At 67.6% G+C, this 20,564-nt stretch carries 21 protein-coding genes; 17 read left to right on the forward strand and 4 right to left on the reverse strand.

The genetic code is table 11. From position 1 onward, the window contains the following. Nucleotide 1: 1 nt before the first annotated feature. Entirely contained in the window at nucleotides 2–667 is a 666-nt protein-coding gene (locus tag EJE94_RS01975) for a glycine-rich domain-containing protein (protein ID WP_121239814.1), read from the forward strand. Here EJE94_RS01975 and pcaD read toward each other — a convergent pair. Both pcaD and EJE94_RS01985 read right to left on the reverse strand, forming a co-directional pair. Then, complete coding sequence (gene pcaD, locus EJE94_RS01980; protein WP_121239815.1) at nucleotides 664–1,440, reverse strand: 3-oxoadipate enol-lactonase; 777 nt, start codon at nucleotides 1,438–1,440, stop codon at nucleotides 664–666. The two genes, EJE94_RS01975 and pcaD, sit on opposite strands and share 4 nt — an antisense overlap. After that, nucleotides 1,437–3,755, reverse strand: a complete 2,319-nt coding sequence (locus tag EJE94_RS01985) for a UvrD-helicase domain-containing protein (RefSeq protein ID WP_121239816.1) — start codon at nucleotides 3,753–3,755, stop codon at nucleotides 1,437–1,439. Before EJE94_RS01985 ends, pcaD begins: the two co-directional genes overlap by 4 nt. Nucleotides 3,756–3,974: 219 nt before the next feature. On the opposite strand from EJE94_RS01985, the gene EJE94_RS01990 reads away from it, so the two are divergent. The 12 genes from EJE94_RS01990 to EJE94_RS02045 all read left to right on the forward strand — a co-directional run bounded on the left by EJE94_RS01990 (nucleotide 3,975) and on the right by EJE94_RS02045 (nucleotide 15,684). After that, nucleotides 3,975–4,307, forward strand: a complete 333-nt coding sequence (locus EJE94_RS01990) for a hypothetical protein (RefSeq protein ID WP_121239817.1) — start codon at nucleotides 3,975–3,977, stop codon at nucleotides 4,305–4,307. A 100-nt stretch (nucleotides 4,308–4,407) separates the two neighbouring features. Further along, the gene (gene leuS, locus EJE94_RS01995; RefSeq protein WP_121239818.1) at nucleotides 4,408–7,005 is read left to right on the forward strand and encodes a leucine--tRNA ligase; all 2,598 of its coding nucleotides are present in this window, start codon (nucleotides 4,408–4,410) and stop codon (nucleotides 7,003–7,005) included. Beyond that, entirely contained in the window at nucleotides 7,002–7,535 is a 534-nt protein-coding gene (locus EJE94_RS02000) for an LPS-assembly lipoprotein LptE (protein WP_121239819.1), read from the forward strand. The genes leuS and EJE94_RS02000 overlap by 4 nt, the downstream gene beginning before the upstream one ends. Before the next feature lie 5 nt (nucleotides 7,536–7,540). Continuing rightward, nucleotides 7,541–8,455 carry a DNA polymerase III subunit delta gene (gene holA, locus EJE94_RS02005; RefSeq protein ID WP_121239820.1) on the forward strand — a complete coding sequence of 305 codons (915 nt, stop codon included), beginning with the start codon at nucleotides 7,541–7,543 and terminating at the stop codon, nucleotides 8,453–8,455. Next, nucleotides 8,455–9,711, forward strand: coding sequence for a glutamate-5-semialdehyde dehydrogenase (locus tag EJE94_RS02010; protein WP_121239821.1), 1,257 nt, complete (start codon nucleotides 8,455–8,457; stop codon nucleotides 9,709–9,711). The genes holA and EJE94_RS02010 overlap by 1 nt, the downstream gene beginning before the upstream one ends. A 47-nt stretch (nucleotides 9,712–9,758) precedes the next feature. Continuing rightward, nucleotides 9,759–10,703 (forward strand): TAXI family TRAP transporter solute-binding subunit, encoded by a 945-nt coding sequence (locus EJE94_RS02015; RefSeq protein WP_121239822.1) that lies wholly within the window; start codon nucleotides 9,759–9,761, stop codon nucleotides 10,701–10,703. Between the two features lie 7 nt (nucleotides 10,704–10,710). Continuing rightward, on the forward strand, nucleotides 10,711–12,795 hold the full coding sequence (locus tag EJE94_RS02020; RefSeq protein WP_121239823.1) for a TRAP transporter permease: 2,085 nt from the start codon (nucleotides 10,711–10,713) through the stop codon (nucleotides 12,793–12,795). A 6-nt stretch (nucleotides 12,796–12,801) separates the two neighbouring features. Continuing rightward, nucleotides 12,802–13,176 (forward strand): DUF1850 domain-containing protein, encoded by a 375-nt coding sequence (locus tag EJE94_RS02025; RefSeq protein ID WP_121239824.1) that lies wholly within the window; start codon nucleotides 12,802–12,804, stop codon nucleotides 13,174–13,176. After that, nucleotides 13,173–13,643 (forward strand): methylated-DNA--[protein]-cysteine S-methyltransferase, encoded by a 471-nt coding sequence (locus tag EJE94_RS02030; RefSeq protein WP_121239825.1) that lies wholly within the window; start codon nucleotides 13,173–13,175, stop codon nucleotides 13,641–13,643. Before EJE94_RS02025 ends, EJE94_RS02030 begins: the two co-directional genes overlap by 4 nt. Next, the gene (gene xerD, locus EJE94_RS02035; protein WP_121239826.1) at nucleotides 13,627–14,532 is read left to right on the forward strand and encodes a site-specific tyrosine recombinase XerD; all 906 of its coding nucleotides are present in this window, start codon (nucleotides 13,627–13,629) and stop codon (nucleotides 14,530–14,532) included. The genes EJE94_RS02030 and xerD overlap by 17 nt, the downstream gene beginning before the upstream one ends. 9 nt (nucleotides 14,533–14,541) lie before the next feature. Then, nucleotides 14,542–15,039, forward strand: coding sequence for a Cys-tRNA(Pro) deacylase (gene ybaK / locus EJE94_RS02040; protein ID WP_121239827.1), 498 nt, complete (start codon nucleotides 14,542–14,544; stop codon nucleotides 15,037–15,039). A gap of 3 nt (nucleotides 15,040–15,042) precedes the next feature. Then, nucleotides 15,043–15,684 (forward strand): hypothetical protein, encoded by a 642-nt coding sequence (locus EJE94_RS02045; RefSeq protein WP_121239828.1) that lies wholly within the window; start codon nucleotides 15,043–15,045, stop codon nucleotides 15,682–15,684. An 18-nt stretch (nucleotides 15,685–15,702) separates the two neighbouring features. On the opposite strand, the gene EJE94_RS02050 is transcribed toward EJE94_RS02045, so the two are convergent. Next, entirely contained in the window at nucleotides 15,703–16,053 is a 351-nt protein-coding gene (locus EJE94_RS02050; RefSeq protein WP_121239829.1) for a dihydroneopterin aldolase, read from the reverse strand. A 44-nt stretch (nucleotides 16,054–16,097) separates the two neighbouring features. Between EJE94_RS02050 and plsY the strand changes: the two genes are divergently transcribed. After that, nucleotides 16,098–16,697, forward strand: a complete 600-nt coding sequence (plsY, locus tag EJE94_RS02055) for a glycerol-3-phosphate 1-O-acyltransferase PlsY (protein ID WP_121239830.1) — start codon at nucleotides 16,098–16,100, stop codon at nucleotides 16,695–16,697. Here plsY and tsaD read toward each other — a convergent pair. Next, nucleotides 16,687–17,703 (reverse strand): tRNA (adenosine(37)-N6)-threonylcarbamoyltransferase complex transferase subunit TsaD, encoded by a 1,017-nt coding sequence (gene tsaD, locus EJE94_RS02060; RefSeq protein WP_121239831.1) that lies wholly within the window; start codon nucleotides 17,701–17,703, stop codon nucleotides 16,687–16,689. The two genes, plsY and tsaD, sit on opposite strands and share 11 nt — an antisense overlap. A gap of 84 nt (nucleotides 17,704–17,787) precedes the next feature. Between tsaD and rpsU the strand changes: the two genes are divergently transcribed. The 3 genes from rpsU (at nucleotide 17,788) to dnaG (ending at nucleotide 20,309) form a co-directional block, all read left to right on the forward strand. Continuing rightward, the gene (gene rpsU, locus EJE94_RS02065) at nucleotides 17,788–18,000 is read left to right on the forward strand and encodes a 30S ribosomal protein S21 (RefSeq protein WP_121239832.1); all 213 of its coding nucleotides are present in this window, start codon (nucleotides 17,788–17,790) and stop codon (nucleotides 17,998–18,000) included. Between the two features lie 79 nt (nucleotides 18,001–18,079). After that, nucleotides 18,080–18,529 (forward strand): GatB/YqeY domain-containing protein, encoded by a 450-nt coding sequence (locus EJE94_RS02070; protein WP_121239833.1) that lies wholly within the window; start codon nucleotides 18,080–18,082, stop codon nucleotides 18,527–18,529. 7 nt (nucleotides 18,530–18,536) lie between these two features. After that, nucleotides 18,537–20,309, forward strand: a complete 1,773-nt coding sequence (gene dnaG, locus EJE94_RS02075) for a DNA primase (RefSeq protein WP_121239834.1) — start codon at nucleotides 18,537–18,539, stop codon at nucleotides 20,307–20,309. The last annotated feature ends 255 nt before the right edge of the window (nucleotides 20,310–20,564 follow it).

The following is a 20,564-nucleotide window of genomic DNA, read 5'->3' on the forward strand; positions in this document are numbered from 1 at the left end:
CATGCTCGTGCTCCTGCTCGCGCTTGCCGTTCTGGCCGTGATCGCTTTCATGCTCTGGCGCAGAAATCGCCGCCTCGAGCGCGAGCACTTCATCCGCAACTACGCCTGGCCGAAGGGCCTGCTCGATCGCCTGGCCAAGCGCCGACCCGAGCTCTCCCTCAAGGACCGCGTGCTGGTGACGCGCGGCCTCAAGCAGTTCTTCCTCGCTCACCTGCGCTCGGGCCGCCGCTTCGTCTCGATGCCCTCGCAGGTCGCGGACGATCTCTGGCACGAGTTCATTCTCTACACCCGGGGCTACGACGCGTTCTGCCGCCAGGCCTTCGGGCGCTTCCTCCACCATACGCCGGCCGTCGTCCTTGGCGAGGAACAGCAAAACAACGCGGGGCTGCGCCGCTGCTGGTACTGGTGCTGCCGCGAGGAGAACATCGACCCGAAGAATCCTTCGCGCCTGCCCTTGCTGTTTGCGCTCGACGCCAAACTCGCCATCGCCGACGGCTTCATCTATGCGCCCGATTGCAAGACATTGACCTCGGCACAGGGCGGCACCGTGCATTGCGGCGCCGACCTCGGCGGCGGCGACGGCTCGGATGGCGGCTCAGGCGACAGCAGCGATTCCAGCGGCGATGGCGGCAGCGGCTGCGGTGGCGGCTGCGGCGGTGGGGACTAGCCGAGGAAGTCGCCGACGAGGCGGTTGAAGGTGGCGGCCTGCTCGATGTTGAGCAGATGCGAAGCCGCGGGCACGATCTCCAGCCGCGCACCGGGAATGGCCCGGGCGATTGCCTCGCTCGACGCAGGCGGCGTGCCGGGGTCGTCGGCCCCGACCAGTACCAGCGTCGGCGCGCGCACGGCGGCAAGCTTGTCCGTCAGGTCGAGATCGCAGATCGCCGCCCCGCAGCCGGCGTAGCCGGCGACCGGCGTCGCCGTGATCAATGCACCGATGCGCGCCATCACCTCCGGGTGCGACGCCCGCCAGGACGCGGTGAACCAGCGGCCCAGCGTCGCCTCGACATGCGCCTGCATGCCCTGCGCCCGCGCAACCGCGATGCGCTCGTCCCAGATCGCGCGCGCCTCGGGCGGCGTACGGCTCGACGAGCTGGCGACCACCAGCTTGTCCATGCGTCCGGGGTGGGCCAGGGCGAAGTGCTGGGCGATCATGCCGCCCATCGACAGGCCGACGAAATGGGTGCGCTCGATGGAAAGCTGATCGAGCAGCCCGGCGACGTCGCCGACGAGCTGCGCGAAGGAATACGGCCCGTCGGGGGCGTCGGTGGCGCCATGGCCGCGCGTGTCGTAGCGCAGCACGGTGTAGCGGCCGGCCAGGGCTGCCGCGAGGCCGTCCCACATCGTCAGGTCGCTGGCGAGCGAATGCGACAGCGTGACCAGCGGCCCCTTGCCGGAGATCTCGTAGTGGATGTCGATGCCGTTGGCCTTGATTTTCATGCTGCCTCCAGTTTTGCGACGGAGAGCGCCAGCCACTTCATGCCGGCCGCGCCGAAGTTGATCTGGGCGCGGGCGTCCTGCCCCGAGCCTTCGAGGTTGATCACCACGCCCTCGCCGAACTTGGCGTGGCGCACGCTCTGGCCGATGCGCCAGCCGCTGCCCGTCGTTTCGCTGCGGCGCGGCATGCCGGAAAAAGTTCCCGAAGGGACGCAGAGCGCTGGCACCGGCGAGACGGCGAAGCCGCCTTTCGCCACCCTGGGCGTCAGCCACTTGAGCAATCCCGCGGGAACTTCCTCGAGGAAGCGCGAAGGCAGGTTGTAGCGGGTCTGGCCGTGCAGCATGCGCGTCTGGGCGTGGGAGAGGTAGAGCCGCTGCCGTGCCCGCGTCACCGCCACGTACATCAGCCGCCGCTCCTCCTCGAGGCCATCGGCCTCGAGGATGGCGTTCTCGTGCGGAAACAGGCCCTCCTCGAGGCCGCTGATGAAGACGACATTGAACTCGAGGCCCTTGGCCGAATGGACGGTCATCAACTGCAGCGCGTCATCGCCCTCGCCGGCCTGGTGTTCGCCGGCCTCGAGCGAGGCATGGGCGAGGAAGGCCGCGAGATCCGCCGACAGTTCGCCCTCTTCCCCGACCGCCCCCTCCTCGGCGATGAAGTTGGCGCCGGCGTTAACGAGTTCGTCGAGGTTGGCGAGGCGGTCCTGCCCTTCCTTCTCGGTCTGGTAGTGGGCGCGCAGGCCGGACAGTTCGACGACGTGCTCGATCAGTTCCGGCAGCGGCAGGTGAGCCGCCTCGCGCAACTTGCCGACGAGCTCGGCGAACTTCGCCAGCGAGGCGCCGCCCTTGCCGGCGACCTGCGGGATCGCCGCCATCAGGCTGCCGCCGCCGGCCCTGGCCGCATCCTGCAGCAGCTCGAGGCTGCGCGCGCCGATGCCGCGCGTCGGGAAATTCACCACGCGGGCGAAGGCGGTGTCGTCGCCGGCATTGGCGATCAGCCGCAGATAGGCCAGCGCGTGCTTGATCTCCTGCCGCTCGAAGAAGCGCAGGCCGCCATAGACGCGGTAGGGCAGGCCGGCAGCGAACAGCGCGTGTTCGAGCACCCGCGACTGGGCGTTGCTGCGGTAGAGCAGCGCCATCTCGGCGCGGGCGTGGCCGTCGCGCGACAGCGCCTTGACCTCCTCGACGATCCAGCGGGCCTCGTCGAGGTCGGACCAGGCCTCGAAGACGCGGATCGGCTCGCCGCTGCCGGCCTCGGTCCACAGGTTCTTGCCGAGGCGCCTGGCGTTGTGCTTGATGATGGCGTTGGCGGCATCGAGGATGTTGCCGTGGGAGCGGTAGTTCTGCTCGAGGCGGATCACGTTGGCCACCTTGAACTCGCGCTCGAAATCGCGCATGTTGCCGACGTCGGCCCCGCGGAAAGCATAAATGCTCTGGTCGTCGTCGCCTACCGCAAATATGCAGGCGCCCCTGGGCGCCTCCGAATAGCCGCCCCCTTCCCCGGGGTGAAGGTGGGAATTCGCGGAGCACTGCTCCGCGCCACCGGAACCGACCGGCTGTGCAAAGCCGGTCGTGGGACGGGGGTTGGGGGGATGGGGGCCATTGGCCTGACCGCCTGCAAGTTGGCGAAGCCAACTGTATTGCAGGCGGTTGGTGTCCTGGAACTCGTCGACGAGGATGTGGCGGAAGCGCTCCTGGTAGTGGCGGCGCAGCGGCTCGTTGCGCGAGAGCAGCTCGTAGGAGCGCAGCAGCAGCTCGGCGAAATCGACCACGCCTTCCTTCTGGCACTGGGCCTCGTAGGCTTCGTAGAGCTCGACACGCTTCCGCGTGTAATCGTCCCAGGCCTCGACGGCGGACGGGCGCAGGCCGGCTTCCTTCTGGGCGTTGATGAAGTGGCAGAGCTCGCGCGGCGGAAACTTCTCGTCGTCGACGTTGAGCGATTTGAGCAGGCGCTTGACGGCCGACAGCTGGTCGGCCGAGTCGAGGATCTGGAACAGCTGCGGCAGCGCCGCGTCGCGGTGGTGCGCACGCAGCAGGCGGTTGCAGAGGCCGTGGAAGGTGCCGATCCACATGCCGCGCGTGTTGATCGGCAGCATCGACGACAGCCGCGTCAGCATTTCCTTGGCCGCCTTGTTCGTGAAGGTCACGGCGAGCACGCTCTGCGGGCTGGCCTGGCCGGTGGAAATCAGCCAGGCGATGCGGGTGGTCAGCACGCGCGTCTTGCCCGAACCGGCGCCGGCGAGGATCAGGGCGTGCTGCGGGGGTAGCGTGACGGCGGCCAGCTGTTCCGGATTGAGGCCGCGCAGGAGGTCGGACATGGTGGGCCGATTATAACGGCGGGGACTGTGGCGCCGAGACCACATTGCCGCACCGCATCAATCATCCCCGGCTCAAATGAACCAAACCTGTGTGATTTGGTCTATTATTGCGTTGCTGCATTGCAGCATTACCCGGCTGCCATGCAGCAAGGGGGCCCTACCCGGGCTCCCGGCCATTCCGCGCGGGCCCATCCCCGGCGCGGCACGAAGGAGAACACCATGAAATGCACCCCGACCGCCGATTACCCCAAAATCCTCCCCTGGCTGGCCCGCAAGGCCGGCGTGACGCTGCCCCGCGCCGAAGCGCTGTGGCGCCGCGCCGAGCGTTTCGCCGACGGCATCGCCCGCCGCCGCACGCCTGTCTGGTCGAAACTCGCCATCGACCACCTGCTCACCAGCCTGAAGGCGGAATCGGCGCAGCGGGCGCGCGCCGCCGGCATGGGTTCGCTCTGGCTGCTGCCCGCCCGTGTCTGGCTGCTGACGGCGGAGGCCTGCGAGCGCACCACGCTGGCCCTGACCGTCGCCTCGCACAGCCGCCAGCGCGTCGCCTGACCGGCGCCGGCCCGCCGGGCCGGCCGGCGGGGGCGGCTATAATCCGCGTTCCCTAAACGCGACGTCGCGGCATTGCGCGACATCCCCACCGCCCCCGGCCATGCAGGAAAAATACCACCCCGGCGAGATCGAGCGATCCGCGCAGGCGCACTGGGATTCGACCGGCGCCTTCCGCGCCGCCGAAGACTCCGCCAAGCCCAAGTACTACTGCCTGTCGATGTTTCCCTATCCGTCGGGGAAACTCCACATGGGCCACGTGCGCAACTACACCATCGGCGACATGCTCGCGCGCTGGCACAAGATGCGCGGCTACAACGTGCTGCAGCCGATGGGCTGGGACGCCTTCGGCCTGCCGGCCGAGAACGCCGCGATCCAGAACAGGGTGCCGCCGGCGAAGTGGACCTGGGACAACATCGCCTACATGAAGCAGCAGCTCAAGTCGCTGGGCTTCGGCCTCGACTGGGAGCGCGAGCTGGCGACCTGCAAGCCCGACTACTACCGGTGGAACCAGTGGCTGTTCCTGCGCATGCTGGAGAAGGGCATCGCCTACAAGAAGACCCAAGTGGTGAACTGGGACCCGGTGGACCAGACCGTGCTGGCCAACGAGCAGGTGATCGAGGGCCGCGGCTGGCGCACCGGCGCGCCGGTGGAGAAGCGCGAGATCCCCGGCTACTACCTCGCCATCACCCGGTACGCCGACGAACTGCTGGACGCGCTCGACACGCTGCCCGGCTGGCCCGAGCGCGTGAAAACGATGCAGGCCAACTGGATCGGCAAGAGCTTCGGCGTGCGCTTCGCCTTCCCTTACGAGCTCGACGGCAAGGCCGAGAAGCTCTGGGTCTATACCACCCGGGCCGATACCCTGATGGGCGTCACCTTCTGCGCCGTCGCCGCCGAACATCCGCTGGCGACCCTTGCCGCCCAAGGCAATGCGGCGCTCGCCGCCTTCATAACCGAATGCAAGCACGGCTCGGTCATGGAAGCCGACATCGCCACCATGGAGAAGAAGGGCATGCCGACGGGCATTTTCGTCGCGCATCCGCTCACCGGCGAGAAGGTCGAGGTCTGGGTCGGCAACTACGTGCTGATGGGCTACGGCGAGGGCGCGGTAATGGCCGTGCCGGCGCACGACGAGCGCGACTTCGCCTTCGCCAGGAAGTACGGCCTGCCGATCAAACAGGTGATCGACGTTCCCGGCAAGTCCTACTCGCTCGATGCATGGCAGGAGTGGTACGCGGACAAGCAGGGTGGCATCTGCATCAACTCCGGCAAGTACGACGGGCTCGGCTACGACGCGGCGATCGACGCCATCGCCGCCGACCTCAAGGCGAAGGACCTCGGCGACAAGCAGGTGCAGTACCGGCTGCGCGACTGGGGCATCTCGCGCCAGCGCTACTGGGGCTGCCCGATCCCGCTGATCCACTGCGAGTCCTGCGGCACCGTGCCGGTGCCCGACGACCAGCTGCCCGTGGTGCTGCCCGAGGACTGCGTGCCCGACGGTTCCGGCAATCCGCTGCACAAGCGCGCCGACTTCCTGAATTGCGCCTGCCCGAGATGCGGCAAGCCGGCCAAGCGCGAAACCGACACCATGGACACCTTCGTGGACTCGTCCTGGTACTACGCGCGCTACTGCTCGGCCGGCAACGACAAGGCGATGGTGGACGAGCGGGCCAAATACTGGATGCCCGCCGACCAGTACATCGGCGGCATCGAGCACGCCATCCTGCACCTGCTCTATTCGCGCTTCTGGACCAAGGCGATGCGCGACGTGGGGCTGGTCGATTACGACGAACCCTTCGCCAACCTGCTGACCCAGGGCATGGTGCTGAACCACATCTTCAGCCGCCGTACCGACAAAGGCGGCCTCGAATATTTCTCCCCCGAGGAAGTCGAACTGATCCGCAACGAGTCCGGCCATGTCACCGGCGCCACCAGCAAGGCCGACGGCCGGCCCGTGGATTACGGCGGCGTCGGCACGATGTCGAAGTCCAAGCGCAACGGCGTCGATCCGCAATCGCTGATCGAGCAGTACGGCGCCGACACCGCGCGCTTCTTCATGATGTTCGCCTCACCCCCGGAACAGACGCTGGAATGGTCGGACAGCGGCGTCGAGGGTGCCTACCGCTTCATGAAGCGCGTCTGGGCCTACGGCCACGCGGTGCGCGACGCCGTGGCCGGCAAGCCCGCCATGCCGGAAAAGCTGCACGAGGCGCCGGCCGCGACGCGGCGCGAGATCCACACCGTGCTCAAGCAGGCCAACTACGACCTGGCCAAGCTGCAGTTCAACACCGTCGCCTCGGCGACGATGAAAATGCTCAACGCGCTGGAGAAGATGCCGCGCGATGCCGATGGCAGCAATGCCGTCGCCGCCGAATGCATCTCCATCCTGCTGCGACTGCTCTCGCCGATCGCCCCGCACGTCACCCATGCGCTGTGGGTCGAACTCGGCTTCGGTGCGGACATCCTCGCGGCACCGTGGCCCGAGCCGCTCGAGGCCGCGCTGGCGCAGGACGAGATCGAGCTGGTGCTGCAGGTCAATGGCAAGCACCGCGGCAACCTGCGCGTGAAAGTCGGCACCGACAGGACGGCGATCGAGGCCGCCGCGCTGGCTTCAGAGATGGCGCAAAAGTTCATGGAGGGGCGTCCGGCGAAGAAGGTCGTCGTCGTGCCCGGGCGCCTTGTGAATATCGTCGCATGAGCGCCATGCGCCCCCTTCTCGCCGCCCTCGCCCTGATCACCGCGCTCGTCGGAACAGGCTGCGGTTTCCAGTTGCGCGGCGTCCGGGCACCGGTCGACCTGCCCTTCGGCACGATTTTCATCGCCCTGCCTACGACCAGCGCACTGCACGCCCAGCTCAAGCGCAGCATCGAGGCCACCGACAAGACGCGCGTGGTCGGGGACGCCAAGTCGGCTCAGGTGACGCTGACCATCATCGGCGACAGCCAGGCCAAGAACGTGCTCTCGCTCGACACCTCGGGCAAGGTGCGCGAGTTCCAGCTGGTGAGGACCCTCGCCTTCCGCGTGCATGACGCGGCCGGCCGCGACTGGTTGCCGCCGGCGCAGATCGTGGTACGCCGCGACATGTACTTCAGCGACCAGCAGATACTGGCGAAGGAGGCCGAGGAAGCGCAGCTCTGGCGCGACATGCAAGGCGACCTCGCCTACCAGATGATGCGCCGCCTCGCCGCCTCGCGGCCGCCGGCCGAGGCCGCAGTTCCTGTCGATTGATCGCGATGCAACTCCGGCCGGAACAACTCTCCGCCCACCTCGCCAAGCCGCTCGGTGCACTCTATGTAGTGCACGGCGACGAGCCGCTGCTGATTCTCGAAGCCGCGGACGCCATCCGCGCCACGGCACGCGCCCAGGGCTTCGCCGAGCGCGAGGTACTGGTCGCGGGCGCCGGTTTCCGCTGGGATGACCTCTTCCTTGCCGCCGGCAATCTCTCCCTGTTCGGCGGCGACAAGCTGATCGATCTGCGCATTCCGACGGGCAAGCCCGGGCGCGACGGCGGCGAGGCCCTGCAACGCTACTGCGATCGGCTGCCGCAGGGCGTGGTGACGCTGGTGACGCTGCCGCAGATGGACTGGCAGGCGAAAAAGGCGGCGTGGTTCAACGCCCTCGTCGGCACCGGCGTGACGCTCGAACTCAATGCGCCGGCGCTGACGCGTCTGCCGGAATGGATCGCAGGCCGCCTGCAGCGGCAGAAGCAGAGCGCACCGCGCGAGGCGCTCGAATTCATCGCCGCCCATGTCGAAGGCAATCTGCTGGCAGCCCACCAGGAAATCCAGAAGCTCGGCCTGCTCCATCCCGAGGGCGAAATTTCGCGCGAACAGATCGAGAACGCGGTGCTCAACGTCGCCCGCTACGACATCGGCAAGCTGCGCCAGGCGCTGACCGGCACCGACGCGGCACGCTGCGCCCGAGTCATCGAGGGTCTCAAGGCAGAGGGCGCGGCACCGCCGCTGGTGCTGTGGGCCATCGCCACCGAAGCGCGCAACCTGTTCCAGAAGGTGCCGGGCCGCCGCCGCGCCGCCCGCGCCGCCCTGCTGCACGCGGCGCGCATCGATCGTATGATCAAGGGCGTGGCGCGAGGGGACCTGTGGGACGAGTTCCTTCAATTGTCGCTGCGCATGACGAGGACAGCATGATGGATATCAAACAAACCATGGAAAACGTCGGCCAGGCCGCGCGCGCCGCTTCGCGCGAGACAGCCCGGGCCTCGACCGCCGCCAAGAACGCCGCGCTGCTGGCGATGGCCCGGGCCATCCGCGACGGCCGCGGGGCCCTGCTCGCCGCCAACGCCGAGGACGTCGCGGAAGCGAAGGCCAACGGGCTCGACGCCGCGATGATCGACCGCCTGATGCTGACCGCCCAGGGCGTCGAGAGCATGGCGCAGGGCCTCGAGCAGGTCGCCGCCCTGCCCGACCCGGTCGGCGAGATCAGCGACATGAAGCGCCGCCCGAGCGGAATCCAGGTCGGCAAGATGCGCGTGCCGCTCGGCGTCGTCGGCATCATCTACGAGGCGCGGCCCAACGTCACCGCCGACGCCGCGGCGCTCTGCCTCAAGTCGGGCAACGCCGCGATCCTGCGCGGCGGCAAGGAGGCGATCCGTTCCAACCAGGCAATCGCCGCCTGCGTCCGGTCCGGGCTCAAGGCCGCCGGCCTGCCCGAGGCCGCGGTGCAGGTGATAGCGACCACCGACCGCGCGGCGGTCGGCGAGCTGGTGGCGATGCCGCAGTACGTCGACGTCATCGTGCCGCGCGGCGGCAAGGGCCTGATCGAGCGCATCTCGAAGGAGGCGCGGGTGCCGGTGATCAAGCACCTGGACGGCAACTGCCACGTCTATGTCGACGCCGCCGCCGACGCCGACAAGGCCATGCGCATCGTCGAGAACGCCAAAACCCAGCGGCTGGGCACCTGCAACACCGCGGAATCGCTGCTGATCGCCCGCCCGGTCGCGGCGGCGCTGCTGCCGAAGCTCGCCGCCATGCTCGCCGGCAAGGGCATCGAGATCCGCGGCTGTGCCGAGACGCAGCAGCTCGTTCCCGGCGCCAAGCCGGCGAGCGAAGAGGACTACTACACCGAGTACCTCGCGGCGATCATCTCGGTCAAGGTCGTCGCCGACGTAGGCGAGGCGATCGAACACATCAACAGGTACTCGTCGGCCCACACCGAAGCCATCGTCACCGAGGACTACACGAACGCCATACGCTTCCTGCGCGAGGTCGATTCGAGCTCGGTGATGGTCAATGCCTCGACGCGCTTCGCCGACGGCTTCGAGTACGGCCTCGGCGCCGAGATCGGCATCTCCACCGACAAGTTCCACGCCCGCGGCCCCGTCGGCCTCGAAGGCCTGACCTCGCAGAAATGGATCGTGCTCGGAAATGGCGAGGTGCGGTCTTAACTGACATAATCGCCGCACCCCGGCATCACGACAAGGAGGCCTTCCCCATGAACAAACGCATTCTGCTCGGCCTGTGCGCCAGCACACTCGTCTCGTTCTCGGCCCATGCCGCCGACTTCATCGGCGTGCTCACCGGCGGCACCAGCGGCGTCTACTACCCGCTCGGCGTGGCGCTGACCCAGATCTACGGCAAGGCCATGCCCGCCGCCAAGACCTCGGTGCAGGCGACCAAGGCCAGCGCCGAAAACCTCAACCTGCTGCAGGCCGGGCGCGGCGAAGTCGCCTTCACCCTCGGCGACACCCTCAACGAGGCCTGGAAGGGCAACGAGGAGGCCGGCTTCAAGACGCCATTGAAGAAGCTGCGCACCATCGCCGCGATCTATCCGAACTACATCCATTTCATCGCCAGCGCCGACTCGGGCATCAAGACGCTGGCCGACCTCAAGGGCAAGCGGATATCGGTGGGCGCACCGAAGAGCGGCACCGAACTGAACAGCCGCGACATCCTCAAGGGCGCCGGCCTGAGCTACAAGGACCTGGGCAAGGTCGAGTACCTGGGTTACGCCGAATCGGTGGAACTGATCAAGAACCGCCAGCTGGACGCGACGCTGCTGTCCTCCGGCCTCGGCGTCGCCGCGGTACGCGACCTGGCGACGTCAGTGAAGATCGTCGTGCTGCCGATTCCCGCCGACATCGTGACCAAGATCGGCGAAGCCGCCTACCAGACCGGCACCATCCCGGCCAATACCTACAACGGCCAGACCGCCGACGTGCCCACCGTGGCCGTGCAGAACTTCCTCGTCACCCACGAGGGCGTGCCGACCGATACCGTCTATCTGATGACCAAGTCGATGTTCGAGAATCTCGACGTCATGGCCGCGTCCCATGCCGCCGCCAAGGCGATCAAGAAGGAGACGGCCGCCAAGGGTTCGCCGGTGCCGCTGCACCCTGGCGCGGAGAAGTACTACAAGGAAGCCGGGCTGCTGAAATAGTCCCGGCGTGCAGTACGATCACGTCACGGCGCCCGACCAGGGCGCGGAGGAAATCTCGGAGCATGGCATCCCGCGTCGCCTCGGCGGCTGGTCGCTGCACATCCTGACCGCGCTGGCGCTGGCCTTCTCGACTTTCCAACTGGTCGTCGCAGCTTTCTCGCCGCTCTCCAGCCAGGTGACGCGCAGCCTGCATGTAGGCTTCCTGCTGCTGATCGCTTTCGTGCTCTACCCGAGTTTCCGTCACGGCGCGAAACTCTCGCGCGTGCCATGGCATGACTGGCTTCTCGCCATCCTGGCATTCGTGCTCTCGCTCTATCACTGGGTATTCGAGGCCGAGTTGATCCAGCGCTCGGGTGACCCATCGAATGCCGATCTGGTGGTCGGCGCGATCTTTGTGGTACTCGTCTTCGAGGCCACGCGGCGGCTGATGGGCCTGGCCCTGCCCATCATGTGCGCGGTATTCCTCGCCTACGGCCTGTGGGGCCAGTACCTGCCGGAATTCATCGCCCATCGCGGCTACGGTTTCGATCAGATCATCGGCACGCTGTTCCTGTCCACCGAGGGCATCTTCGGGGTGCCGACCTGGGTCTCGGCCACCTACATCTTTCTCTTCATCCTGTTCGGCGCCTTCCTCGAGCACGCCGGCATGATCCGGCTGTTCAACGCACTGGCGCTGGGCCTGGTCGGCCACACCCAAGGCGGGCCCGCCAAGGTGGCGGTGATTTCCTCCGGACTGATGGGCACCATCTCCGGCTCCGGCGTGGCCAACGTGCTCACCGTCGGCCAGTTCACCATACCGCTGATGACGCGCTACGGCTACACGCCGGTATTCGCCGGCGCGGTCGAGGCCACCGCCAGCATGGGCGGTCAGATCATGCCGCCGGTGATGGGTGCGGTCGCCTTCATCATGGCCGAGACGCTCAACGTTCCCTACTCGGACATCGTCAAGGCCGCCATCATCCCGGCCGTGCTCTACTACTTCACCGCCTTCTGGATGGTGCACCTGGAAGCGGGGTCCAAGGGGCTGTTCAGCATTCCGAAGAGCGAACTGCCCAACCCCTGGCGCGCGCTCAAGGCCGACTGGCATCTGGCGCTGCCGCTGGCGGCGCTGGTCGGAATGCTGTTCCACGGCTTCACGCCGATGTTCGCCGGCATGATCGGCCTCGCGCTGACGACCATCCTGATCCTCGGCGCGGCGATCGCCGCGCACATCTCCTCGACCGCATTCCGCTACGTCTTCTGGCTCGCCGTGGGCCTTGGCGCATCGACCTTCGCGCAGTGGGGCATCGTGCCGGTGCTCGCCGTCATCGTTGCGCTGGTCGCGATCAGCTTCTCGGTCAGGGGCAGCCGCCACGTGCTGCACACCTTGAAAATGAGCCTGGTCGACGGCGCCAAGCAGGCGTTGCCGGTAGGACTGGCCTGCGCCATCGTCGGCATCATCGTCGGCGTGCTGTCGCTGACCGGCGCCGCCTCGACCCTGGCCACCTGGATCATGGCCGCCGGCGAGAAGAACCTGTTCCTTTCGCTGCTGCTCACCATGGTGATCTGCATCGTGCTCGGCACCGGCATCCCCACCATACCCAATTACATCATCACCGCCGCCATCGCCGCGCCTGCGCTGGCCAAGCTCGGCGTGCCGCTGATCATCAGCCACATGTTCGCCTTCTACTTCGGCATCATGGCCGACCTGACGCCGCCGGTGGCGCTGGCCGCGCTGGCCGCATCAAGCATCGCCAAGGCCAATCACGACGCCATCGGCTGGAAGGCAACGCAGATCGCCATCGTCGGCTTCGTCGTGCCCTACATGGCGGTCTACGAACCGGCGCTGATGCTGCAGGGCGACTTCACGCTGCTGGGCGTCGTCGCAGCCGTGTCGAAGGCGGTGCTCGCCATCATGTTGTGGGCGGTGGCCATGGTCGGCTACTGGCGACTCAAGCTTGCAATCTGGGAGCGTATCGCCACGGTGCTGGCCGCCGGGCTGCTGGTCGCCTATCTGCCGGGCACCAACGAGGCCGGTCTGCTGCTCGCCACCGTGCTCGCGGCGCAGCATTGGTGGCGCTCGCGGCGTGCCGCCAGCGCCGACTTTTCCTGATCGGCGATGGCTCTGTGCCTCGTCGCCGGCGCCATCGCAGCGACGCTGGCTGTCGATGCCTTCACCCTGGCGTGGACCCACTCCATCGAGAAAATCCGCTGGGAGGAAGACTGGCGCGTCGCAGGTCGCGCACTGGTCCTCCAACAAGCCCGCGTGCGCGGCACCGGGGCGGGCATGGAACCGCCGCCGGATGCCGTATTCGAAAACGGCGCCTGGCGCTACCGGCCCCGCCTGCCACCGCAGGAAACGATCCGCCTGACCCACTCGCCGCACACTGCCGGCTACGAGCTCTGCGTGGCCGGCCGCTGCGGACCGCTTGCCGAGCGCTTGCCGGGAATCGACAATACGGCGGTGATCGAGATCAGGAACTGCTCGCCATGAACGCACCCTACGACGCCGTGTTGCCGGGGCCGACTTTTTCCCTCGGTATCCGCTGCAGCAATGACGAAATCACCGAGATCGTCTATCTCGAGCCGCGCACCGAGGTGAAGCCCGATACGCCGCTGGCGATGGAAGCCGCACGCCAGTTGCGGGCCTGGCTGCAGGATGCCTCCTTCGAGTTCAGCCTGCCGCTCCAGCCTGCCGGCACGGCCTTCCAGCGCCGCGTCTGGCAGCAGATCGCCGCCATCCCGCGCGGCGAAACCCGCAGCTACGGCGAACTGGCGGCCACCCTGCACAGTGCGCCGCGTCCCGTCGGCGGGGCCTGCGGCGCCAACCCCTACCCCGTGGTCATCCCCTGCCACCGCGTGGTCGCCGCGGGGGGCGGCCTAGGTGGTTTCGCCCGCGCGCGCGGCGGCTTCCTGCTCGAGGTCAAGCGCTGGCTGCTCGACCATGAACGCGGCGGCTAACGCCCTGCTCGACGAATTCGTCGACGCGCTGTGGCTCGCCGACGGGCTGGCGAAGAACACGCTGGCCGCCTACCGTTCCGATCTCGCCCTGTTCGCCGCCTGGCTCGCGCCGCGCGGCAAGACGCTGGCCGAAGCCGGCGAGATCGACATCAACGACTACCTCGCCCATCTGCACACCCGCCCCGAGCGCATCAAGCCCGCCAGCCAGCGCCGGCTGCATTCGGCGCTGAAACGGCTTTACCGCTGGCTGATCGAGCTCGGCCGCATCCAGGCCGACCCGCTGCTCAACATCGAGCGGCCACTGCGGGCAGAGCGCTTCCCCAAGACATTGAGCGAAGCGCAGGTCGAGGCGCTGCTGGCGGCGCCCGACCTGACCCGGTCGCTCGGACTGCGCGACCGCGCCCTGCTGGAACTCATCTATGCGACGGGGCTGCGCGTGTCGGAACTGGTCGGCCTCAAACTGTTCGAGCTCAGCCTGCAGGACAACGTGGTGCGCACGCTCGGCAAGGGTGCCAAGGAGCGTCTGGTGCCGCTGGGCGAGATCGCCGCGGAATGGCTGCAGCGCTACCTGACGGAAGCGCGCGGCGACATCCTCAAGGGCCGCGGCTGCGACGCCGTCTTCGTCACCGGCCGCGGCGCCGGCATGACGCGGCAGATGGCATGGACGCTGATCAAGAAGCACGCGCTGGCCGCCGGCATCGCCCGCGAGCGCATCTCGCCCCATGTGCTGCGCCACGCCTTCGCCACCCATCTGCTCAACCACGGCGCCGACCTGCGCGCGGTGCAGATGCTGCTCGGCCACGCCGACATCTCGACGACGCAGGTCTATACCCACGTCGCCCGCGAACGTCTCAAGCAGTTGCACCAGAAGCATCACCCGCGTGGCTAAAATGCCGGCATGACACATGACGCCAGACACGCGGCGCCCGAGACGCCCGCGACCAGGTTCCTGCAGCAGCACCGCGTCGCCCACTCCACCCACCTTTACGGCTACGAGGAGCACGGCGGCACCAAGGTGTCGTCGCGCGAACTCAACGTACCAGAGCATCATGTCGTGAAGACGCTGGTGATGGAGGACGAGGCGGCGAAACCGCTGATCGTGCTCATGCACGGCGACCGCAAGGTCAGCACCAAGGAACTGGCGCGACAGGCCGGCGCCAAGAGGATCGCCCCCTGCAAGCCCGAAGTGGCGCAGCGCCATACCGGCTACATGGTCGGCGGCACCTCGCCCTTCGGCACGAAGAAGCCGCTGCCGATCTACATGGAAAAGACCATCCTCGACCTGCCCCTCGTCTATATTAACGGGGGCAGGCGCGGCTTCCTGGTCGGCGTGCATCCGCACGACCTGCTGCGCGTGCTCAACCCGAAACTCGTCACCGTCGGACTGGAGGACTGAAGCATGAAGAAGATCACATCCCTGGCGTCGATCGTCGCGATCGCCGCGATCGCCGGTTCGATGGCAGTGGCCGACGTTGCCTGGGCCAAGGCCGCCAGCAAATCGGGCGGATCGTCGTCCTCGTCGAAATCATCCAGCACGCCCGCCAAGACGACCAAGGACACCACGCAAGACAAGAAGCCGGCGGTCGAGGTCAACGTCACCAGCGGTGGTGGTGGCTCGGGTGCAAGTACCGCGGCGACGGCGGCGGCAGCCGGCGCCGCGGGCGCGGTCGCGGGCAGCGCGGCGGCAGCCGCCATGAAACAGCAGCCGGCGACCGCCAAGCCTGCGACCGCCGAAGAGGAAAGGAGGCGCAAGAAGCAGGAAGCCGATGAGAAGGCGGCCGCGCAGGCCGACGCCGAACGCAAGGAGGCCGCCGCGAAGGCCGAGGCCGAGAAACAGAAGTTGCTCGACATCGCCGACGCCGAGGAGCAGAAGCGCAAGCTCGAGGAGCAGAAGGAGGCGCAGCGCGAAGCCGCGAAGAAGAAGGCGGAACAGCGCAGGCAGAAGCAGGCGGCCTGGGAGGCGCGCTGCGTCATCAAGCCGGCGATGAGCGACGAGGAAATCGCGGTCTGCCGCGAGGTGCGGAGCAAGCCCGCGCCCTGAGCCGATTCGCCTTCCCGGTCAGGCGCGCGAGCGCTCGATCTGCACGCCGACGCGACGCACGCCCTTGGCGATGCCCACCTTGGCGATGGAGATCTTGATCCAGGGTGCACGAAACTCGTCGAGCATCAGCCCGATCACGTATTCGCCCAGCGTCTCGAGCAGATTGAAATGGCGCGCCGCCAGTTCCGTGCGAACGCGGGTAATGACCACGGCGTAGTCGATGGTCTTGGCGATGTCGTCATCGCGCGCGGCCTCGTCCGGCACGCCGAAGGTCAGCGAGATTTCCAGCGTCTGCGGCGCGGCGCGCTCGCGCGGGTAGATGCCGACGTGCGCCTCGACGCGCATGTCGTCGATGAAGATGAAGTCCATGGTGACCACTCGATTAGAATCCCGCGCATTCTAGGGAATACCGCATGAACCCGCTCGTTTTCGCTGCCCTCGGCTACCTCCTCGGCTCGCTGCCCTTCGCCGTGATCGTGTCCAGGGCCTTCGGTCTGGCCGACCCGCGCACCTTCGGCTCGGGCAACCCCGGCGCCACCAATGTGCTGCGCACCGGCAACAAGCTTGCCGCCCTGCTGACATTGCTCGGCGACGCCGCCAAGGGCTGGCTCGCCATGCTGCTGGCCGGCGCGCTGGGCGCCGACGCCATCGGCGCGGCCATCGCCGGCGTCGCCGCCTTCCTCGGCCACGTCTTTCCGATATTCCTCAGGTTCAAGGGCGGCAAGGGCGTGGCCACGGCGCTCGGCGTGCTGATCGGCATCGACGGCACCATGGCGGCGCTGGTCGCCGCCACCTGGCTGACCGTCGCCTTCGTCGGCCGCTATTCCTCACTCGCCGCCATCGCCGCCGCCTGCGTCGCGCCGACGCTGGCACTGCAGAAGTTCGGCATCGGCGCGATCAGCTCCGCGGTCTTGTTCATGTGCCTGCTGCTGCTCTGGCGCCACCGCTCCAACATCGCCAACCTGGCCGCCGGAACCGAGGGCGGCATCGGTCGCAAGAAAACTAGCCGGTAACTTCGTTCAAGGGCCAGCGCGGCCGCACGGCGAAGGCGCCGCCACCTTGTGGCCGTTCGCCGGTGAGCAGGCGCTGCGCGCCGCAAAACGCGATCATCGCGCCGTTGTCGGTGCACAGTTCGAGCTCGGGGTAGAAAACGGCAATGCCGTGACGTGCCGCCGCCTCATCGAGACGCGTCCGCAGCCGGCGGTTGGCGCCAACGCCGCCGGCGACCACCAGCGTGGAAAGTCGGCTCTGGCGGCACGCCGCGACGGCCTTCGCCGCCAGCACCTCGGTCACCGCCTCCTGGAATTCGGCAGCGAGGTCGGCACGGTCCTGTTCCGACAGCTCGCGCTCGCGCGCCGCGGTCAGCACGGCGGTCTTGAGCCCCGAGAAGCTGAACGTCAGATCGCCGCTGTGGAGCATCGGCCGCGGCAGCTTGAAGCGAGCCGGCATGCCGGACTCGGCCAGCTGCGCCAGCGCCGGCCCGCCGGGGTAGCCGAGACCGAGCAGCTTGGCGGTCTTGTCGAAGGCCTCGCCGGCGGCGTCGTCGAGCGACTCGCCGAGCAGTTCGTAGGCGCCGACGCGGGTGACGTGCATCAGCTGGGTATGGCCGCCTGAAACCAGCAGGGCGACGAAGGGGAATGCCGGCGGGGCTTTCGCCAGCAGCGGCGAGAGCAGGTGGCCCTCGAGGTGGTGTACCGGCAGGGCGGGAATTCCCAGCGCCAGCGCCAGCGACTCGGCGAAGCTCGCGCCGACCAGCAGCGCGCCGGCCAAGCCCGGTCCGGCCGTGTAGGCGATGGCGTCGATGTCATCCTTGCTGGCGCCGGACTCGGCGAGAACCGTGCGCAACAGGGGGATCAGCCGCCGGATGTGGTCGCGCGACGCGAGTTCGGGCACCACACCACCGTACGCCTCGTGCATCGCCACCTGGGAATGGACGGCATGGGCGAGCAGGCCTCGCTCGGAATCGTAGAGCGCGATGCCGGTCTCGTCGCAGGAGGACTCGATGCCGAGGGTAAGCATGGGGCAGCAATTCTACTTTGACAAACCTGCGAAAACCGCTAAAATGCGCCCCTTTCTCGCCTCAACCACCTAGGGAAGCACGCAATGCCCGGTATTCGCCTCAAGGAAAACGAGCCCTTCGAAGTTGCCATCCGCCGCTTCAAGCGCACCATCGAGAAAGCTGGCACGTTGCCCGAACTGCGCTCGCGCGAGTTCTACGAAAAGCCCACCTCCGAGCGCAAGCGCAAGCTGGCCGCCGCCGTGAAGCGCCATCACAAGCGCATCCGCAGCCAGCAGCTGCCGCAGAAGCTCTACTAAGCTTCCGTTTCGCCACCGAATATTGACGCGACCGCCTTCGGGCGGTTTTGTCGTTTCTGCCACACACGAGGATTGAACCATGTCGCTGAAAATCCGCATCAACGAGGACATGAAGGTCGCCATGAAGGCCAGGGAGACGACGCGCCTGGCGGCGATCCGCCTGCTGATGGCTGCGATGAAACAGAAGGAAGTGGATGAGCGCATCGAACTCGACGACGCCGGCGTGATCGGCATCATCGAGAAGATGCTCAAGCAGCGCAAGGATTCGATCACCCAGTACGAGGCCGCCAAGCGCCAGGACCTGGCCGATGTCGAGAAGTTCGAGGTCGAGGTGCTGACGGCCTACATGCCGCAGGCGCTGGGCGCTGCCGAGGTGGAGGCCATCGTCGCCAGGGCACTCGCCGACTCCGGCGCCAAGGGACCGGCCGACATGGGCAAGGTGATGGCCCTGGTCAAGCCGCAGATCGCCGGCCGCGCCGACATGGGCGAAGTGTCGAAACTCGTCAAGGCCAGGCTGGCTTCGGCATAATCCCGGGGTGATCCCCGAGTCCTTCATCCAGGAGCTGCTGTCCCGCGTCGACATCGTCGACGTCATCGAGCGCTACCTGCCGCTGAAGAAGGCCGGCGCCAACTACCAGGCCTGCTGCCCCTTCCACTCGGAGAAGACGCCCTCCTTCAGCGTCAGCCCGAGCAAGCAGTTCTACCATTGCTTCGGCTGCGGCGCCCACGGCAGCGCCATCGGCTTCGTCATGCAGTACGCAGGGGTCGGCTTCATCGACGCCGTCGAGGAACTCGCCCATTCGACCGGCATGCAGGTGCCGCAGGTCGTCGCCCAGAACCAGCAGGTGCAGAAGAAGAAGGCGCCGCTGACCGAGCTCATGGCGCGCGCGATGAAGTTCTACCGCGAGCAGCTCAAGGCATCCCCGAAGGCCATCGACTACCTCAAGAAGCGCGGCCTCACCGGCGAGATCGCCGCCCGCTTCGGCCTCGGCTACGCCCCCGACGAGTGGCAGGGTCTAGAGCAGGTGTTTCCCGACTACAAGGACCCGGCGCTGATCGAGTGCGGCCTGCTGATCGAGAATGACCAGGGCCGGCGCTACGACCGCTTCCGCGACCGCGTGATGTTCCCCATCCTCGACCAGCGCGGCAACGTCATCGGCTTCGGCGGCCGTGTCATCGGCGACGGCGAACCGAAATACCTCAACTCGCCCGAAACGCCGCTGTTCGAGAAGGGCCGCGAGCTCTATGGCCTGCCGCAGGCGCGCCAGGCGATCCGCGACAGCGACACCGTGATCGTGGTCGAGGGCTACATGGACGTCGTCGCGCTGGCGCAGCATGGCATCGGCAATGCGGTGGCCACGCTCGGCACCGCGACCACGCCGAACCATGTGCACAAGCTGCTGCGCCAGGCCTCGAAGGTGGTGTTCTGCTTCGATGGCGATCGCGCGGGGCGCAAGGCGGCCTGGCGCGCGCTCGAGGCCAGCCTCGAACAGCTCGCCGACGACAAGATGGTCGGCTTCCTCTTCCTGCCGCCGGAACACGATCCCGACAGCTTCGTGCGGGAACGTGGCGCCGAGGAATTCCGCCGCCTGGCGGCCCACCCGACCACGCTGACCGAATTCCTGCTGCGCGAACTGGCCTCGCATGCCGACCTCGCGACCGCCGAGGGACGTGCCCACCTCGTACATGAGGCCAAGCCGCTGCTGCAGCGGCTGGCGGCGCCCATCCTGCGCGTGCAATTGACCAAGGCACTGGCCGAAGCCGCGGCACTGACCCAGGCCGAGGTCGAGGCCCAATGCGGCATCAAACCGCTGGCGCGGGGCTTCGGCGGCCGCCAAGCCCCGCCCAAGCCGCGCGGACGCGCCCCGGCCCGCCAGCTCGAGCATCAGCTGCTCGAACTGGTCATTCGCCGGCCTGAACGCTCGGCCCACCTGCCCCTGGGGCAGATTGCCGCCGACACGGCGGAAGGCCATGCGCTGCACGCCATCGCGACGGCCTTCGAACACGGCGAGATCGCGGCCGGCGGCGTCGGAGCGCTGCTTGAACATTTCCGCGGCAGCCCCCATGAAGCCATCATCGGAACGCTGGCGGCAACGCTGGCGGAGGATGTCGACGAAGGTGCGCTCGAGGAGGTCTTTCGCGACACGCTCGACCGGCTGCGGCAAAGCGGCCTGGCGCAGGAGATTGCCGCGCTGAGCGCCAAGGCCCGCAGCAGCGAACTGAACGGCGCCGAGCGCGATCGATTGAGGGAACTGCTTACGCGCAAGTCCCAGGCGGGCGAACGCGCAGGGCCAGGGAAAGGGGACTGATTTTGCTGTATAATTTAATGTTTTCCCCCAGATTCCTCATGGAACTGATGGGGATCGGTGGCGGTCGGCAGGAGGCCGCCCCGGAGACACGCGAAAGCCGCTCTACGCTGAGGAACGACATGCCCAACACCAAAAAGCCGGCCAAGGCCACCCCGAAGGCAGCCCCCCGCACCAAGGAGCCCGTGAAGAAGTCCGCTCCGAAGGCGACGGCCAAGGCCGCGCCGAAAACCGCGCCCAAAGCGGTGGCAAAGGTCG

It is taken from the genome of Sulfurisoma sediminicola, assembly GCF_003865015.1.
In the GTDB taxonomy this organism is placed as follows: Bacteria; Pseudomonadota; Gammaproteobacteria; order Burkholderiales; family Rhodocyclaceae; genus Sulfurisoma; species Sulfurisoma sediminicola.